At 66.2% G+C, this 17,479-nt stretch carries 15 protein-coding genes and 1 pseudogene; 6 read left to right on the top strand and 10 right to left on the bottom strand.

Translation table 11 applies throughout. The annotated features are described in order from the left end of the window. Positions 1-10: 10 nt before the first annotated feature. The 6 genes and pseudogenes from A6723_RS09740 to A6723_RS09715 all read right to left on the bottom strand — a co-directional run bounded on the left by A6723_RS09740 (position 11) and on the right by A6723_RS09715 (position 7,461). The gene (locus A6723_RS09740) at positions 11-1,435 is read right to left on the bottom strand and encodes a di-heme oxidoredictase family protein (protein ID WP_054909817.1); all 1,425 of its coding nucleotides are present in this window, start codon (positions 1,433-1,435) and stop codon (positions 11-13) included. A gap of 191 nt (positions 1,436-1,626) precedes the next feature. Then, positions 1,627-2,967, bottom strand: coding sequence for an imelysin family protein (locus A6723_RS09735; protein WP_054909816.1), 1,341 nt, complete (start codon positions 2,965-2,967; stop codon positions 1,627-1,629). Positions 2,968-3,252: 285 nt separating this feature from the next. Next, positions 3,253-5,335, bottom strand: a pseudogene (locus A6723_RS09730) (putative bifunctional diguanylate cyclase/phosphodiesterase). 194 nt (positions 5,336-5,529) lie between these two features. Then, positions 5,530-6,111, bottom strand: a complete 582-nt coding sequence (locus A6723_RS09725) for a superoxide dismutase (RefSeq protein ID WP_045211147.1) — start codon at positions 6,109-6,111, stop codon at positions 5,530-5,532. Between the two features lie 321 nt (positions 6,112-6,432). Beyond that, positions 6,433-7,035: a LysE/ArgO family amino acid transporter gene (locus A6723_RS09720; protein ID WP_054909815.1), complete on the bottom strand. Its 603-nt coding sequence runs from the start codon at positions 7,033-7,035 to the stop codon at positions 6,433-6,435. A 3-nt stretch (positions 7,036-7,038) separates the two neighbouring features. Next, entirely contained in the window at positions 7,039-7,461 is a 423-nt protein-coding gene (locus A6723_RS09715; protein ID WP_054909814.1) for an ACT domain-containing protein, read from the bottom strand. Positions 7,462-7,557: 96 nt separating this feature from the next. Between A6723_RS09715 and A6723_RS09710 the strand changes: the two genes are divergently transcribed. After that, positions 7,558-8,463 carry a LysR family transcriptional regulator ArgP gene (locus A6723_RS09710; RefSeq protein WP_139092947.1) on the top strand — a complete coding sequence of 302 codons (906 nt, stop codon included), beginning with the start codon at positions 7,558-7,560 and terminating at the stop codon, positions 8,461-8,463. On the opposite strand, the gene A6723_RS09705 is transcribed toward A6723_RS09710, so the two are convergent. Beyond that, positions 8,450-9,511 carry a trans-acting enoyl reductase family protein gene (locus A6723_RS09705; protein ID WP_054909812.1) on the bottom strand — a complete coding sequence of 354 codons (1,062 nt, stop codon included), beginning with the start codon at positions 9,509-9,511 and terminating at the stop codon, positions 8,450-8,452. The genes A6723_RS09710 and A6723_RS09705 overlap by 14 nt on opposite strands. Positions 9,512-9,703: 192 nt before the next feature. Here A6723_RS09705 and A6723_RS09700 point away from each other — a divergent pair, with 192 nt between their 5' ends. Further along, the gene (locus A6723_RS09700) at positions 9,704-10,693 is read left to right on the top strand and encodes an NAD(P)-dependent oxidoreductase (RefSeq protein ID WP_054909811.1); all 990 of its coding nucleotides are present in this window, start codon (positions 9,704-9,706) and stop codon (positions 10,691-10,693) included. 212 nt (positions 10,694-10,905) lie between these two features. On the opposite strand, the gene A6723_RS09695 is transcribed toward A6723_RS09700, so the two are convergent. Next, positions 10,906-11,196: a hypothetical protein gene (locus A6723_RS09695; protein WP_054909857.1), complete on the bottom strand. Its 291-nt coding sequence runs from the start codon at positions 11,194-11,196 to the stop codon at positions 10,906-10,908. A 254-nt stretch (positions 11,197-11,450) separates the two neighbouring features. Between A6723_RS09695 and A6723_RS09690 the strand changes: the two genes are divergently transcribed. The 4 genes from A6723_RS09690 to A6723_RS09675 all read left to right on the top strand — a co-directional run bounded on the left by A6723_RS09690 (position 11,451) and on the right by A6723_RS09675 (position 15,277). Beyond that, positions 11,451-12,290: a hypothetical protein gene (locus A6723_RS09690; RefSeq protein WP_054909810.1), complete on the top strand. Its 840-nt coding sequence runs from the start codon at positions 11,451-11,453 to the stop codon at positions 12,288-12,290. Between the two features lie 189 nt (positions 12,291-12,479). Continuing rightward, on the top strand, positions 12,480-12,707 hold the full coding sequence (gene feoA / locus A6723_RS09685; protein WP_037009455.1) for a ferrous iron transporter A: 228 nt from the start codon (positions 12,480-12,482) through the stop codon (positions 12,705-12,707). A gap of 6 nt (positions 12,708-12,713) precedes the next feature. After that, complete coding sequence (feoB, locus tag A6723_RS09680) at positions 12,714-15,008, top strand: Fe(2+) transporter permease subunit FeoB (protein WP_054909809.1); 2,295 nt, start codon at positions 12,714-12,716, stop codon at positions 15,006-15,008. After that, entirely contained in the window at positions 15,008-15,277 is a 270-nt protein-coding gene (locus A6723_RS09675) for a FeoC-like transcriptional regulator (protein ID WP_054909808.1), read from the top strand. The genes feoB and A6723_RS09675 overlap by 1 nt, the downstream gene beginning before the upstream one ends. A gap of 279 nt (positions 15,278-15,556) precedes the next feature. Here the strand turns inward: A6723_RS09675 and A6723_RS09670 are convergent, their stop codons facing one another. Both A6723_RS09670 and A6723_RS09665 read right to left on the bottom strand, forming a co-directional pair. Then, positions 15,557-16,606 carry an alkene reductase gene (locus A6723_RS09670; protein WP_054909807.1) on the bottom strand — a complete coding sequence of 350 codons (1,050 nt, stop codon included), beginning with the start codon at positions 16,604-16,606 and terminating at the stop codon, positions 15,557-15,559. A 30-nt stretch (positions 16,607-16,636) separates the two neighbouring features. Beyond that, the coding region (locus tag A6723_RS09665; protein ID WP_064979622.1) for an MFS transporter at positions 16,637-17,479 on the bottom strand (843 nt) is incomplete at its 5' end.

Here is a 17,479-nt window from a genome sequence, read left to right as displayed (position 1 = left end):
GCTCGGCTCCTTAGAGTGAGTTCAGGAACGCCAGCAGGGCGTCGCGCTGCCCGGCGTCGAAGTTCAGTACGCGTTGCTTGGCCGCTTCGCCTTCGCCTCCGTGCCAGAGCACGGCTTCGAGCAGGTTGCGGGCGCGGCCGTCATGCAGGAACTGGGTGTGGCCGTTGACCGTTTCGGTCAGGCCGATGCCCCACAACGGCGCGGTGCGCCAATCGCGGCCGCTGGCGAGAAATTCCGGGCGATTGTCCGCTAGTCCCTCGCCCATGTCATGCAGCAGCAGGTCGCTGTACGGGCGGATGACCTGGTTGGCCAGTTCGGGCTCGGCGGCGTTCGGCCCGGTGGTGAATTTGGGCGTGTGGCAACTGGCGCAGCCGGTGTCGAAGAACAGGCCCTTGCCGGTCAGCACCTGTGGGTCGTCGACCTTGCGCCGCGCCGGCACCGCGAGGTTGCGGGCGTAGAAGGCGACCTGGTTGAAGATGTGCTGGCTGACTTCCGGCTTGCCGCCGTCGATGGCGTTCTTGCAGGCGGTCTGCGCTGCCGTGCAGTCGTCGCTGGGCAGCAAGTCGCTGGTCAGGCCCATGTCGCCGGAGAAGGCGTGGGCATTCTGCTGGGCAACGTTGGGCTGCCCGGCCTTCCAGCCGAAGCGGCCGAGGACGGTCTGTTGCGTGGCATCGTCCCAGACCCGGTTCGGTCGGCCGTGGATGCCGTCGCCATTTTTGGCTTGGCGTTCCGCGTTGGCGAGGATGTCCGCCTCGCTGATGGACTCCAGCAGGCCCAGGCCGATCATCGGCGGGGCGATGCGCGCGGAGAACATCGTGTCCGCGTGCATCGGGCCGTAGCCCAGGTCGCTGATGCGCAGTTTCGGCTTGCGCAGTTCGACCACGGTGCCGTCCTTGAAGGTCACCGGCACCGCGTCGTACTCCACGCGGACCTTGCCTTCGGGCGCCACGCCGGGGATCGCCGAGTCCTGGAACTGGCCGCCGTACACCGGCTCGGGCACCACGCCCAGGCGCTTGATGGTTTCGACGTCGGCGGAGCCGGCGGGGATCGACAGGCGTACCAGCATCGATACGGCGTTGACGTCGTTCAACTCCGGCGGATGGCCGCGGCCGTCCTTGATGTGGCAGTTCTGGCAGGCGTTGGTGTTGAACAGCGGGCCGAGGCCGTCGCGCGCGGTGGTGGTGGTCGGCGCGATCACCCAGGGATTGCGGAAGAAACTGTTGCCCACGGCGAAGTCCAGGCGGCGGCTCGGCGTGAGGTTGGCCGAGGGCATGGAATAGGCGTTGCGGTCGCTCTGCTTGACCGTGGTGGCGCCGCCGGAAAGCGCTTCGCCAGGTTCGCTCACGGCGTGCTGGGAGGTCTCCGGCTTGCACGCGGCAAGGGCGAGGGCAGTCAGCAGCGGCACGAGGTGCAGGGCGGTACGGCGGTGGAGCATCGACGGGTTCCAGAGCGGTGACATGGCAGCGCGCCATGTTATCAGGGGCGTCAAATGCAAATATGAAAAATTTGTATTTGCGAACGACATCGTTTGCCGTCCGGAAACGACAAAGCCCCGCAGTGCGGGGCTTTGCCTTTGCCACTTCAGCAGCTGCGGCCTGGAGCCGCAGTCACTTCAGGACGCGCGGATCAGAACTGGTGATCGGCGTTGTCCGGCTTCAGGTCCTGCACGCCGACCGCGGTAGCGGCCTTCTCGATGGCGCCGGTCTGCTTGACCAGCGAGGCGATGGCGTCGCGGATCTTCTGCTGATCGTCCTTGTCTTCCGGAGCGATCATCTGGTCGAAGTGCACACCGTCCTTCTCGGCACGGTCGACGATGACCTGCATCTTGGCTTCGGTGTTGGCCAGGTCATTCTTCAGGTCGGTATCGGCGGCGGCGTCAGCCTTGGCGACCAGGTCGGACAGGCTCGGGCCCTTCACGACGCTGCCGTCGGTGCGCTTGTACTCGCCCAGGTAGATGTTGCGGATGGACTTGGCGTTGAAGAACAGGGTGTTGTGGGTGTTGTCGCTGAAGCAGTCGTGCTCGTCTTCGGTGGAGTTGGCTTCCAGCGCGACCTTCATGCGCTCGCCGGCCAGTTCGCCCAGGGACAGGGAACCCATGCCGAAGAACATCTTGCGCAGGTTGTTCTCGGCGGTGTCGGCCTCGACCTTGGCGCGGTAGTTGTCGGCGACGCCGGACTTGAAGTTGCCGTGCATTTCTTCCAGGTCGGAGACCAGCAGGTCGGTGACGGCCTTCAGGTAGGCAGCGCGACGGTCGCAATGACCGTTGGTGCAGTCCTTGCCCTGGGCGTAGTCGGTGTACTTGCGATCACCGGCGCCCGGCTTGGTGCCGTTCAGGTCCTGGCCCCAGAGCAGGAATTCGATGGCGTGGTAGCCGGTGGCGACGTTGGCTTCGGAACCGCCCAGCTCGTTCAGGCCCTTGAGCTTCTCGCCGGTGATTTCCTTGACGTCGATCTTGTCTTCGCCGACCTGGATCTCGGTGTTGGCAATGATGTTGGCGGTGGCGCCGGCGTTGCCTTCGGCGTGCTGGTAGTCCTTGGCGACGTAGTCGATCAGGCCTTCGTCCAGCGGCCAGGCGTTAACCGCGCCTTCCCAGTCGTCGATGATCGAGTTGCCGAAGCGGAAGGCTTCGCTCTGCGAGTAGGACGGGCGGGAAGCGATCCAGGCTTCGCGGGCGGCCTTCAGGGTTTCTTCGCTGGGCTTGGCGATCAGCGCGTCGACGGCGGTCTGCAGCGCCTTGGCGGTGGTCAGGGCGTCGCCGTAGGTGGCTTCGGCGATGTCCAGGTAGTTTTTCACTACGGCCTTGACCGCGGCCTCGTCGACCTTGGCGGTCGCTGCCGGGGCAGTGCTCTGGGTGCTGGCAGCCGGCGCGGCGGCGGCGGGGGCTTCGGCTTTCTTGTCATCGCCGCAGCCGGCGAGGGAGATGGCGATGGCGAGCAGGCTGGCAGTGGCCCAGGGCATACGAGTCATGACGGGTTCCTTTGCATGGAGAAGAGGCGCACGAAAAAGGACTGCGCAAGAAAATCCGCAACATAATGCGAAAGATTTGCATTTTTGAAAAGAGAGATCGGTGGCGCTGTTTGGTCACGGGGCCAGCAAGTCGCTATCGGCGTCAGGGAATTAGCTCTTTGTAGGAGCGAGCTTGCTCGCGAACAGCTCCGGCGCCATGCGGTTCGCGAGCAAGCTCGCTCCTACAAGGGGATTCGGCGTGGGGGGATGGCGAATGAAGCGTTCCGCTTCATTCGCCCTACGCCGTCAATGCCGCTCGACGGACCCGCCGGGATTGCCGCCGGCCGCTTCGGCCAGGCGCCGTGCCTGCTTGAGGTAGAGCGTCAGCTCGCGCGCCGGCAGCGGCTTGCTGTAGAGGTAGCCCTGACCTTCGTGGCAGCCCTGGGCGATGATGTAGGCCTCCTGCTCGACGGTCTCCACGCCCTCGGCGATCACCTGCATGCCCAGGCTCTTGCCCAGCTGGATGATGGCGCGAACGATAGTGGCGTCGTCGTCGTCCAGCAGCAGGTCCTGGACGAAGCTCTTGTCGATCTTGATCTTGTCCAGCGGCAGGCTCTTCAGGTAGCTCAGCGAGGAGTAGCCGGTGCCGAAGTCGTCGATGGCGATCAGCGCGCCGGCGCGGCGCAGGCTGAGCAGGTGCTGGGCGGCGGTGGAGATGTCCTCCATCAGGCCGGTCTCGGTGACCTCCAGTTCCAGCGAGCGCGGCGGCAGGCGGTGCATCTGCAGCAGGTTGCTGACCACGCGCGGCAGGGCGTTGTGGCGTAACTGCACGGTGGAGAGGTTGACCGCCAGGCGCAGGTCATCGAAGCCCTGGTCGTGCCATTCGCGCAGTTGGCGGCAGGACTGGTCGAGCACCCATTCGCCGATGCTGAAGATGCTGCCGTTCTGCTCCGCCAGCGGGATGAACAGGTCCGGCGCGACCCAGCCCTGGGTCGGGTGCTGCCAGCGCAGCAGCGCCTCGACGCCGACCACACGGTGATCGCGGTAATCCACCTGCGGCTGGTACACGAGGTGCAGTTCGTTGCGCGCCAGGGCTTCGCGCAGGTCCTTCTCCAGTTCGCGGCGGCGGCGCATCTCGCTGTCGACGCTGGCGATGTAGAACTGGTAGCGGTTGCGCGAGCGGCTCTTGGCCAGGGTCATGGTCTGTTCGGCTTTCTGCAGCAGCTTCTCGGTGGTCTCGCCGTCCTCGGGGAACAGGGTGATGCCGATGGTGGCGCGCAGGTGTACCAGGTGCTGGTCCAGCTCGAAGGGGGCTTCGAGGTCGTCGAGGATCTGCTGGGCGAGCTCCGCTGCTTCGTAGGGCTGCTCGATGTCGGCCTGGACCAGGGCGAACTGGTCGCCGCCCAGCCGCGCCAGGGCGCCCAGGTGCGCGCTGCGGGTGCGCAGGCGGTCGGCGAGGGCGATCAGCAACTGGTCGCCGAACTGATAGCTGTATTGCATCGTTGATGCCCTTGAAGTCATCCAGGCCCAGGCAGAGCACGGCAACGCGGCGCTGCAGGCGCGAGGCGCCTTCGAGGATCTGGTCCAGGCGTTGTTGCAGCAGCTTGCGGTTGGGCAGGCCGGTGAGGAAGTCGTACTGGGAGATGCGCAGCAGGCTGTCTTCGGCCTCCCGGCGCAAATGGCCGTTGCGCTCGATGGAGGCCAGCAACTGGTTGGCGGTATTCACCCACAGGCCCAGTTCGTCCTTCTCGTGGCCGTCGGGCATCGGCAGCTTGTGCTGGCTGGGGCGGTCCGGGTTGATCGAGGCCAGGTGCTCGATGATCTTCGACAGCGGCTTGGTCAGCAGCCAGTGGTAGACCATGAACAGCACCAGGCTCAGGGCCATGGCGCGGAGGATGCCGGAGATGAAGATGATCACCGAGGTGGCGACGAAGTCGTCGCCGTAGGGCGCGGTGTCTAAGGTGATCTTCAGGTCGCCGTAGTATTCGTTGGAGCCGCCACGGCCGGCGAGGCGGATGGAGTAGTTCTGCTCGGCGCCGAGGATCGGGTCGGTCAGCCAGCGGGTGTTGGAGTCCAGCAGCGGGCGGGATTTCTCCGCCAGCATGGGTTCGTCGGGGTGGCCGATGGCGGCATAGCGCACGGCTTCGTGCTGGAACAGGCCTTCGAGGACCTGCATCGCCATGTCGCGGTCCAGGCTGTAGACGGCCTGGGTAGACGGGTCGCGAACCATCGCCAGGATGCGCTGGGCGTCGTTGTGTACGTTCTGGCGCGCCTTGTGGGCGTCATAGACGATCTGGGCACAGCTGAGTACCACCCCGACCACGAGGGCCGCGAGCAATACCATTCGCAGCAGCTTGAGGGAGAGGCTGTGCCGGGGATCCAGTTTCAAGGTCTTTCCTTGTTTCTCGCCAGGGGCGAACGACTGGGGCTGAGTATTGGCAATTGGCGCAATGACGTCAAAGGGCCATCGTTGTGTTTCGTGACTGTACCGGCCTTTCAGGTTAGCCGACACGAAGGTGTTACGCGCCCCTTACGAAAAAACCCGGCACGGGGCCGGGTTTTTTCAGATCAAGCGGGGTGCGATCAAGCAGCGAACTGCTCGGCCACGAAGTCCCAGTTGACCAGGTTCCAGAACGCCTCGACGTACTTCGGACGCAGGTTGCGGTAGTCGATGTAGTAGGCGTGCTCCCAGACGTCGCAGGTCAGCAGCGGGGTGTCGCCGCTGGTCAGCGGGCAGCCGGCACCGATGGTGCTGGCCAGGGCCAGGGAACCGTCGGCTTTCTTCACCAGCCAGCCCCAGCCGGAGCCGAAGGTGCCGATGGAGGTCTTGCTGAACTCTTCCTTGAACTTGTCGAAGGAACCGAAGGCAGCGTTGATGGCGTCAGCCAGGGCGCCGGTGGGCTGGCCACCGCCGTTGGGGCTCAGGCAGTTCCAGTAGAAGGTGTGGTTCCACACCTGGGCTGCGTTGTTGAAGATGCCGCCGGAAGAGGTCTTGACGATGTCTTCCAGGCTTTTGCCTTCGAACTCGGTACCCGGAACCAGGTTGTTCAGGTTCACGACGTAGGTGTTGTGGTGCTTGTCGTGGTGGAATTCCAGAGTCTCCGCGGAAATGTGCGGCTCAAGGGCATTCTTCGCGTAGGGCAGCGGAGGCAATTCGAAAGCCATGGTGTCTCTCCTATCTCACTCAGTCTGGGCTAGCGCGGCGAACGCGCGACCGGTACACGGGGCCGGTATCGTAGGTGTCGCGGCATCCGGGCGTAGCTGCAAGACGTCCCGCAAGGGGACAGGCAGCGCGCCAGTTGCGTCTGGCAGCCTTGGCCGCCAGCGCCGCGAAGGTCGGATCATAGCACCCGACCTGTGGCATATCCACGCAGCAACTGTAGGGGCAAAGGCCCTGGGAGGCGGCCTGCGCTGGTATCCGGCCCTCACCCTACACAGACCGTGATGACGGAACGTCGTTCGGACTGTTTCCGCGCCGCCAGTAGATCAGGCGGCGAACACCAGCTGCGCGGCCATCCCCAGCATCATGACCGCGACCATCAGGTCCACCAGGCGCCACGTCGCCGGCCGTGCCAGCCAGGGCGCGAGCCACGCGGCACCGAAGGCCAGGGTGAAGAACCAGATCAGCGAGGCACTGGCCGCGCCCATGGCGTAGGCGCCGGGGGCGGCCTGCTGGGCGCCGAGGGAACCGATCAGCAACACGGTGTCGAGGTACACATGGGGGTTGAGCAGGGTGACCGCCAGCGCAGCCATCAGCACGGTGCGGCGCGAGCGCGGGCCGGTTTCTCCGGCGTTGGCCATGGCTTCGGGTGCGACTGCGCGACGCAGCGCCTTGAGGCCGTACCAGACCAGGAAGGTGACACCGCCCCAGCGGGCGACGGCCAGCAGTGTCGGGTTCTCGGCGAGGATCTTCGCCAGGCCGAATACCCCGGCGCTGACCAGGATGGCGTCACAGGCCACGCATAGCGCGGCGACCGACAGGTGATGCTCGCGGCGCAGGCTCTGGGCGAGGACGAAGGCGTTCTGCGCGCCGATGGCGATGATCAGCCCGGCGGCGACCAGGATGCCGTTGAGATAGCTCTGCCACATGATTCATATCCCCTCTTTATTGATGGCGGGGGGATTGAGCGTGAGCGCGTGCAGGACGTCCAGCGCGCGCGGGCCGTCGGCGTGGGCGACGAACAGATGGTCGTGGTACCAGGCGGCGACCACGTTGCAGCTGATCCCGGCCTTGGCCAGGGCCGTCGCGACGGCGGCGGTGAGGCCCACCGCCTGCAATGCCGAGTGCACCTCGAGGGTCAGCCACGCGGCGACGTAGTCGAAGGCAAGCCCGGCCTGTTCTGCCTCGGCGCGGGGCAGGATCAGCGTCAGCCCTTCGCTTTCACGGAAGCTGCCCAGCGGCTGCAGGCCGGCGGGCATTTGCCCGTCGGGCAAGGTGCAGTAGACGTATTCGCCGTCATTGAGCACCGGGGTCATGTCGCGCAGCAGCGCGGCCAGTGAGGTTTCGCCAGCCATGGTGGGCAATCCATTTGATCGAGTGGGAATGCTGGCGATTGTCCGGCTTTGGCCTGTATAAGAAAAACCAATACTGCTGATATCTCATTAGGGAAACTGATCATGTTCGACTACAAGCTGCTTGCCGCCCTGGCCGCCGTGGTGGAGCAGGGCGGTTTCGAGCGTGGCGCCCAGGTGCTGGGGCTGTCGCAATCGGCGATTTCCCAGCGCATAAAACTGCTGGAGGCGCGGGTCGGGCAGCCGGTGCTGGTGCGTGCGGCGCGACCGCAGCCGACCGATCTCGGGCAGCGCCTGCTCAACCATGTGCAGCAGGTGCGCCTGCTGGAGGGCGACCTACAGCAATGGGTGCCTGCGCTGGACGACGGCGCTGCGCCCGAGCGCCTGCGCCTGGCGCTGAACGCCGACAGCCTGGCGACCTGGTGGGCGCAGGCGGTCGGGGACTTCTGTGGCGAGCGCCATGTGTTGCTGGACCTTGTCGTCGAGGACCAGGAAGTCGGCCTCAAGCGCATGCGCGCCGGCGAGGTGGCCGGTTGTGTCTGTGCCAGCCCGCGCCCGGTGGCCGGCGGGCGCTGCGAGCCATTGGGCGCCATGCGCTATCGCGGGCTGGCCAGCCCGGAATTCATTGCCCGGCATTTTCCCAGGGGAGTGAAGCCGGAAGGGCTGGTGCGCGCCCCGGCCATCGTCTACGGGCCGGACGATCAACTGCAGCACCGCTACCTGAAGGACCTGGGCGTCGACGGCCACTTCAGCTATCACTTGTGCCCATCTTCCGAGGGCTTCGTACGCATGACCAGCGGCGGTCTCGGCTGGGGCCTGGTGCCCGAGCAGCAGGTGCGCGGCGAACTGGAACGCGGTGAGCTGGTGGACATGCTGCCGGGGCGGGTGATCGACGTACCGCTTTACTGGCACCACTGGCGCAACGGCGGCGAACTGCTCGCCGCGCTGACCCGGCACCTGCTGGCGAAGGCGCCGGGGCTGATGGTGCCGATCAGCCGCGAATGACGATGCTGCCGCTGCCCGGCAACTGCTCGATGCAGCGCGCGCCGAAGAGCTTCGACGGTGTGAAGCAGCCGACGCTGGTGGGATTGGCCAGCAGATGGCGCACCGCGAAGAGTACGCCGTGGATGGTCACGTCATAGCCGTTGGCCGTTTCCAGGCGCGCCGTGCAGCGTTCGCCACGGGCATTGCGCACTTCGCCCCAGACCCAGGTGCGCAGCTTGCCGCGCGCTACTTCGTCCGGGCCGTGGACGCGCTTCTCCACCTGCTGCTTGAGCCAGTCCTGCACGCGGTCGCGGCCCAGCAGTGGGCGGAAGCTGTCCATCACGCGCATGCCGATGGCGGCGGCGGGCGGCACCGGCAGGTACACCTCGATGTCGCCGATGCCGGTGGAGTAATAGGCTGTCGCCACGTCGCCCCAGGGAATGGTCACGGCATGCTTGAGGCCGCGGCCGAAGTCGATGTCGCGGCGCTTGTAGCCCAACGGCACGTCGCGCAGGCGGCCGGCTTCGCGCACCTTGCCGCCCAGCTTGAGGCCTTCGACGGTGGTCTTGGCGGTACCCGGTGAGAGGCCGCTGCCGCTGTCGAAGCCCAGCGCCAGGGACGTGGCGTCGGGCATGGCTTCCTTGAGGCAGGCGGCGACGCAGTCGGTGGGGATCACGTCGAAGCCGACGCCGGGGCAGATCGCCACGCCTGCCGTGCGCGCCACTTCGTCGAGGCCGTGGGCGTATTCGAAGACGGATATCTCCCCGGTGATGTCGACGTAATGGGCGCCGCTGGCGATGCACGCCTCGATCATTGGCGCGGCGGTGGCGGAGAAGGGGCCCGCGCAGTTGGCGACCACGGCGATATCTTCCAGCGCGGCCAAGGCGGCGGCGCTGTCGTTCAGGTCGAACACCCGGCACTCCAGTCCCAGCGAACTGCCCAGCGCATGCAGGCTGGCCGGGTTGCGGCCGCCGAGGATCGGCGTCAGGCCTTCGCGTTGCGCCTGCTCGGCCACCAGCCGGCCGGTGTAGCCGTTGGCGCCGTAGATCATCCAGTGCGTCTTGCTCATGATGTGGCCTCGTGGATACGCGTCAGTGCCTCAAGGGTAGTCGCAACCACCCCCGGCATGTCGCCGATCTCAAGTCGTGCAACCCTGCCGGCTCGCTGCGGTCTGCAAGGATTCGTTTCTGGCGTGCAAGGCCAGAGTGGTAGCGTGCGGCGGCTGATAGAGTCGCCGGAAATAAAAACAGGAGTGGCGTGCATGAAGATTCTGGTCACCGGAGCCAGCGGGTTCATTGGCGGGCGTTTCGCTCGCTTCGCCCTGGAGCAGGGCCTGGCGGTACGGGTGAACGGACGCCGCGAGGAAGCGCTGCAGCCGCTGGTGGCGCGTGGCGCGGAGTTCATGGCCGGCGACCTGTCGGACCCGGCGCTGGTGCGCGCGCTGTGCAGCGACGTCGACGCCGTGGTGCATTGCGCTGGTGCGGTCGGTGTGTGGGGCAGCCACGAGTACTTCCACCAGGCCAACGTGGTGATGACCGAGGCCATCGTCGAGGCGTGCCTGAAGCAGAAGGTTCGCCGTTTGGTGCACCTGTCCTCGCCATCGATCTACTTCGACGGTCAGTCCCATGTCGGCATCAATGAAGAACAGGTGCCCAAGCGCTTCGCCAACCATTACGGCTCGACCAAGTACCAGTCGGAACTGGTTGCCCTCGGCGCCCAGGAGTTCGGCCTGGAAGTGCTGGCGCTGCGCCCGCGCTTCGTCACCGGGGCCGGCGACACCAGCATCTTCCCGCGGATGATCGGCGCGCACCGCAAGGGCCGCCTGCGTATTATCGGCCAGGGCCTGAACAAGGTGGACTTCACCAGCATCCAGAACCTCAACGACGCGTTGTTCTCCAGCCTGATGGCGGGCGACGCGGCGCTCGGCCAGGCCTACAACATCAGCAACGGGCAGCCGCTGCCGCTCTGGGACGTGGTGAACTACGTGCTGCGCCGACTGGACATGCAGCCGGTGGAGCGGCACATGCCCTACGGGTTGGCGTACAACCTGGCGCTGATCAACGAGGGCGTGTGCAAGGTCCTGCCCGGTCGCCCGGAGCCGACCCTGCATCGCCTGGGCATGGCGGTGATGGCCAAGGACTTCTCCCTGGATATCTCCCGTGCGCGCCAGTACCTCGACTACGACCCGCAGAACAGCCTGTGGGATGCGCTGGACGAGTTCTGTGAGTGGTGGAAGGTGCGCGGTGCCTGAGGGCTCGCTCCTATGAGATGCCTCTGCGCTTGGGTCGGCCCTCACCCTAACCCTCTCCCGGAGGGAGAGGGGACCAGTTGGTGCAGGGTGAAACCATGGCGTCAGTTGGCACGGTCTGCCCCCTCTCCCTTTGGGAGAGGGCTGGGGTGAGGGGAATGCAGTGGCACAGAGTGACCGAAGAAGACAGTTGCTCCTACTAGAACATTCCCAATCTAGCGTGCGCTGCGGGCACCGCCACGCAGCGGGCCGGAATACTGTTGCTCACCGCCACCCTGCATCGGCAGGAAGCTCGGCTCCTGCACCACGCGCGGCAGCTTCACGCCGCTCAGCTCGCTCAGGCGCTCCCCCATCTGGCGGGTTTCTTCCCGCGCGGAATCGGCACAGGCGCGCAGCATCCGCTCGATGGCGTCGCTCTGCTGGTACTGGATCTCCAGTGCCTGTTCTTCACGCAGACGGCGGCGCAATTCGCGCATGCAATCCAGGATGGCCTTGTTGAGTTCGATCACCCGACTTCCTCCCCCGCGAAGGGCGCCAAAGCGGCGCCAAGTATCGGGAGCAGGAGCAAGGGGCGTGCCACGATATCGCAAAGCCACTATTGGCGGGTCGGCTGGGGAACTGCGACCTCGGTCACGGGTCTTCTGTGCGCCGACGAGGTGCGTGACGCCCTGTGATGGCACGCTGCTCAGAACTGTCACGCGAACGGATATACTGCGCCCTGCGCAGGCAACACGCCGCTTTATCCCCACAGGTTCATTCCATGCGTAATGACACGTTCGACGAATTCGATGATGTGCCCCATCTTTCCACCGACGCCGCCGACCGCGACGAATTCGGCCATCACCCGCGCCGTGTGGTCGAGCCCAGCGGACGCCCGCTGCCCCCGCCGGTGAAACGTGGCGGCGGGACCGGTGCGCTGTGGGCGCTGGTCGCGGCCATGGCCATCGCCCTGGCCGGCGTGGGCTGGTGGAGCCACCAGCAACTGCTGCTGATGGAGCAGCAACTGATCGCCACCCAGGAAAGCTTCGCCAAGATCAGCGAGGAGGCCGCCGGTCGCCTGGATGACATCCGCGGCAAGTTCGTCGCCAACGAATCCAATGGCATGAGCGACCGCGAGGCGCTGAAGCTGCAGGTCAAGCAGCTGCAGGGCCGCCTGGCCGAGCAGGCCAAGGCGCAGCAGACTTCCCTGTCGGAGTTCGACGGCGCCCAGGGCAAGCGCCTGGCGCAGATCAGCGACGACCTCAAGGCGCAACAGGAAAGCGCCGCGCAACTGGTGGCCCAGCTGGACGCCAAGCTCAAGACCATTTCCGACGAGCAGGCCAAGTTCAAGAACGTGCAGACCGACCTTGCCGCCGCCAACCAGCAGATCCAGGCGCTCAACACGGAAATCGCCAACCTGAAGAAGGACGGCAGCCAGGCCAAGGCGATCAAGAGCATCCAGGACGATCTGTTCGTGCTGCGCTCCGAGGTCGACGGCCGCCAGGGCCAGGCCAACAGCGATACCAAGGAGTTCGATGTGTTCCGCATCCAGGTGATGCGCAACATCAACACCCTGCAGCAGCAGATGCAGAACCTCCAGCAGCAGATCAGCACACGCTGAGCCGCGGCATTAAAAAAGCCCCCGCGCCGAAAGGTCCGGGGGCTTTTCATTGGCCATCCCTCTTTGGGGGTAGTCACGGCAATTCTTGTCTTGAATCAGTTTCAGGGCCGGCTTCGAGGCGAATAATCGCTAACAAATGAGAGTCATTCTGATTCTCCCCTTGTTCGATCATTCGCCCGGAGGCTTCCCATGCACGATCTTCAAGCGCAACGCCGGTACCGCATCGCGGGTTACCGGCCCGGGATCGGCGCCGCCTTCCGCCAGCGACTGTTCTCCATGGGGCTGCTGCCAGGTGCCGAGCTGAAGATTCGCCGCGTGGCGCCGCTGGGCGATCCGGTGCAGGTGGATACCCGCCAGTGCAGCCTGGTCCTGCGCCGCCGCGATCTGGCCTTCCTCCAGCTCGAAGCGCAGGACTGATCGACCATGGATGAACTGCGCATCGGCCTGATCGGCAACCCCAACGCGGGCAAGACCACCCTGTTCAACCAGCTCACCGGCTCGCGCCAGCGCGTGGGCAACTGGGCCGGGGTGACCGTGGAACGCAAGGAGGGCAGCTTCCACACCGCGCGGCACAGCGTGCGCCTGGTGGACCTGCCCGGCACTTATTCGCTGACCACCTTGTCGACCCAGGCCTCGCTGGACGAGCAGATCGCCCGGCGCTGCATCGTCGATGGCGAGGTGGATGTGCTGGTCAACGTGGTGGACGCCACCAACCTCGAACGCAACCTCTACCTCACCGTGCAGCTGCGCGAGATGGGGCTGCCCTGCGTGGTGGCGCTGAACATGCTCGACATCGCCCGTACCCAGGGCGTGAACATCGACCGCGAGGCGCTGGCGCGGGAATTGGGCTGCCCGGTGGTGCCGCTGGTATCGACCCGCGGCGAAGGCATCGATGCACTGAAGGAGGCCATCGACAGCCTGGGTGTACAGCAACCGCTGCAGGTGCCCTATCCCACGGCCCTGCGTAACGCCATCACCCAACTGCTGCCCGCCGATGCACCGCCGGCCCAGGCCTGGATGGCGCTGCTCGCGTTGGAGGGCGACTTGCATTGCGCTCGCCAGCTCAAGCTCGACCCCGTCCGCCTGCTCGCCGCCCGCGATGCCATCCGCTGTGCCTGCGGCGAAGATCCGGAGCTGTTGCTGGTGGACGCGCGCTATCAATTGATCGGCGAGCTCTGCGAGCGCGCCAGCAACCATCGCCAGGCCGCGCCGCATCGCCTGACCCAGGTGCTCGATAGCATCGCGCTGAACCGCTGGCTGGGCATCCCGGTGTTCCTCTTCGTGATGTACCTGATGTTCTTCTTCGCCATCACCCTGGGGGGAGCGCTGCAGCCGATCTTCGACCAGGGCTCCTCGGCGCTGTTCATCGACGGCATCCAGTGGCTGGGCGCGCGCACCGGCGCGCCGGACTGGCTGACCGCGCTGCTGGCTCAGGGCCTGGGCGGCGGGATCAACGCGGTGCTGCCGCTGATCCCGCAGATCGGCCTGATGTACCTGTTCCTCGCGCTGCTGGAAGACTCCGGCTACATGGCCCGCGCGGCCTTCGTCATGGACCGCCTGATGCAGGCCCTCGGCCTGCCGGGCAAATCCTTCGTGCCGCTGATCGTCGGCTTCGGCTGCAACGTGCCGTCGATCATGGGCACCCGCACCCTGGACAACCCGCGCGAACGCCTGATGACCTCGATGATGGCGCCGTTCATGTCCTGCGGTGCGCGGCTGGCGATCTTCGCCGTGTTCGCCGCGGCCTTCTTTGGCCAGAATGGCGCGTTGGCGATCTTCTCGCTGTACCTGCTGGGCATCGTCGTGGCGGTGCTCACCGGGCTGCTGCTCAAGCACACACTGATGCGCGGCGAGGCCTCGCCCTTCGTCATGGAACTGCCGCTGTACCACGTGCCGCACCTGCGCAGCCTGCTGCTGCAGACCTGGATGCGCCTGCGCGCCTTCATCGTCCGCGCCGGCACCGTGATCATCCTGGTCAGCCTGGTGATCGGCGGGCTGAACAGCGTCACCCTCGATGGCCGCCCGGTGCAGGGCGACATCGCCGACTCGGCGCTGTCGAGTCTCAGCCACAAGGTCACGCCGCTGCTGGCGCCCATGGGCGTGCACCCGGACAACTGGCAGGCCACCGTTGGCCTGGTCACGGGCGCGCTGGCCAAGGAAGTGGTGGTCGGAACACTCAACACGCTCTACACCGCCGAGCACATCCAGGGCGAAGCGTTCGATGCCGATGCCTACGACCTCTGGGGCCAACTGAAACAGGCCGGGGCGGATACGCTGGACGGCCTGCGCGACTCGTTCAGCCTCAGCGTGCTGGCCAACCCGGTGGCCGCGAGCATGGCGGACGGCGAGATGGAGGAGGGCTCCATGGGCACCTTCGCCGCCAAGTTCGGCAGCCCCTTGGCCGCCTACAGCTACCTCGTCTTCGTACTGCTCTACGTGCCCTGCGTGGCGACCCTTGGGGCGCTGACCCGCGAAAGCGGCCGCGGCTGGATGACCTTCTCGGTGCTCTGGGGCCTGAACGTCGCCTACTCGCTGGCGACCCTCTGCTACCAGGTATTCAGCTTCGCCGAACATCCGCAGTACAGCGCGGTGGCGATCGGGGTGGTGCTGGCATTCAACCTCGTGCTGTTCCTGATCCTGCGCTGGGTTGGCCGGCGCGGGCTGGATCTGGATGGCGAGCGCGAGCTGCGCGCGGCCCCGGCGGGGAGCTGCCACTGATGGCCACGGTAATCGCAGTGCGCAACCTGCTGGGCGAGCTGGGCGAGGCGGATGTGCCAGCCCTGGCCCAGCGCCTCGGCGCCTCCAAGGCGCTGCTGGAAGCTTTGCTGGAAAGGCTGCTGGCGATGGGCGTGGTGGAAAAGGTCGCGCCCGAGCCGGCGGCCTGCGGGAGTTGCAAGGGCTGTGCGGAGGCGACGCGATGCGCGACGACGGGGTATCGGTTGTCGTCGAGAAGCACTGTTGCGCCGCTGCGCTGGCTCACGCCCTGACCCCGGACCGTAGGATGGCGTGGAGCGAAGCGATACCCATCACGCATCGCTTCGACAGCATGGGTATCGCTGCGCTCCACCCATCCTGCAAAGAGCTCCGACCCTGAACCTGACGCGCTTTTTGTAGGAGCGAGCTTGCTCGCGAACAACCCCGGCCTCGGTGCCGAGCGGTTCGCGAGCAAGCTCGCTCCTACAGAGGTTTTCCGGTTTTCGCATGGCGAATAGAAAAAGGGCGCCTTCGCGAGAAGGCGCCCTTTTCGTTGGCGCTGGTACCGACGCTTACAGGCGCGGGTAGTCCAGGTAGCCGACCGGGCCCTTGCCGTAGAAGGTTTCCGGGTGCGGCTCGTTCCAGGCGGCGCCTTTCTGCAGGCGGGTCACCAGGTCCGGGTTGGCGATGAACGGGATGCCGAAGGCGACCGCATCGGCCTTGCCGCTTTCCAGCCACTCGCTGGCGGTTTCCTTGGTGAAGCGCTCGTTGGCGATGTACACGCCGCCGAAGATTTCCTTCAGTTTCGGGCCAATGCTGTCGTCAGCGGCCTTCTCGCGGGTGCAGATGAACGCCACGCCGCGCTTGCCCAGCTCGCGGGCCACGTAGCCGAAAGTGGCCAGCGGGTCGGCATCGCCCATGTCGTGGGAGTCCATGCGCGGAGCCAGGTGGACGCCAACGCGGCCGGCGCCCCACACGCCGATCACGGCGTCGGTGACTTCCAGCAGCAGGCGCGCGCGGTTCTCCACGGAGCCGCCGTACTGGTCGGTGCGCTGGTTGGTGCTGCTCTGCAGGAACTGGTCGAGCAGGTAGCCGTTGGCGCCGTGTACTTCCACGCCATCGAAACCGGCGGCCTTGGCGTTCTCGGCACCGATGCGGTAGGCCTCGACGATGTCGGCGATCTCTTCGGTTTCCAGGGCGCGCGGGGTGACGAATTCCTTGATCGGACGCACCAGGCTGACATGGCCGGCCGGCTTGAGGGCGCTCGGCGCCACCGGGGTTTCGCCGTTCAGGTACAGCGGGTCGGAAATACGGCCCACGTGCCACAGCTGCAGCATGATGCGCCCGCCATTGGCATGCACGGCCTTGGTGATGTTGGTCCAGCCGCGAACCTGGTCGTCGGACCAGATGCCGGGAGTATCCGGGTAGCCCACGCCCATCGGGGTCACCGAGGTGGCTTCGCTGAGGATCAGGCCGGCGTCGGCGCGCTGGGTGTAGTACTCGGCCATCAGTGCGTTGGGCACGCGGCCTTCGTCGGCGCGGCAGCGGGTCAGCGGGGCCATGATGATGCGGTTGGGCAGTTCCAGGTCACCGATGACGATGGGATCGAAAAGCGTAGTCATTGCATTACTCCGGGGCGTGAGGGTGGAGGTTCAATCGAGGACGGTTTGTGTCTGGTTGGGCTTGCCGCTGAAGGCGATCATCACCGCGATCAGCGCGAGTACGGAGAGCACGGCGCCGGCCAGGGGCACGCGGGTCAGGCCCAGGCCGTGGTCGATGACGCTGCCGCCGACCCAGGCGCCGATGGCGTTGCCGACGTTGAAGGCGCCGATGTTCAGGGTGGCGACGAGGTTGGGCGCGGCGCCGCCGACGCGGACCACGTTGACCTGCAGGGCGGGCACTGCGGCGAAGGCGGCAGCGGCCCAGATGAACAGGGTGATTTCGGCCGGGATCAGTGCGGCGCTGGTCCAGCTCAGCACAGTGGAAACCACCGCCATGGTGGCGAACACGCCGGCCAGGGTGGTGCCCAGGCGCCAGTCGGCGAGGCGGCCACCGATGATGTTGCCCAGGGTCAGGCCGAGGCCAATCAGTACCAGGCTCCAGGTGATACCGCGCGGCGAGACCTGGGTGACTTCGCCGAGCAGCGGCGCGACGTAGGTGAACAACGCGAAGACCGCGGCGGAGAACAGTACGGTGGTGCCCAGCGCCAGCCACAGCGGGCCGTTGCGCAGCGCGGAGACTTCCTTGCGCATGTCCACCGCTTCTTCATCGTGTTGCTTGGGCAGCACACGCCACAGGCTGATCAATGCGATGACGCCGATCAGCGTGACTGCCCAGAACGGCGAGCGCCAGCCGGCGACCTGGCCCAGCGCAGTGCCGGCCGGAACGCCGAGCACGTTGGCCAGGGTCAGCCCGGTGAACATCAGCGCCACGGCGGAAGCCTTGCGGTTGGCCGGCACCAGGCTGGCGGCGACCACCGAGCCAATGCCGAAGAA

This window comes from Pseudomonas sp. AU11447 (assembly GCF_001672555.2).
Classification (GTDB): Bacteria; Pseudomonadota; Gammaproteobacteria; order Pseudomonadales; family Pseudomonadaceae; genus Pseudomonas; species Pseudomonas nitroreducens.
Note: the sequence above shows the minus strand (reverse complement) of the source record. Positions and strands in the feature narration are given on the sequence as shown.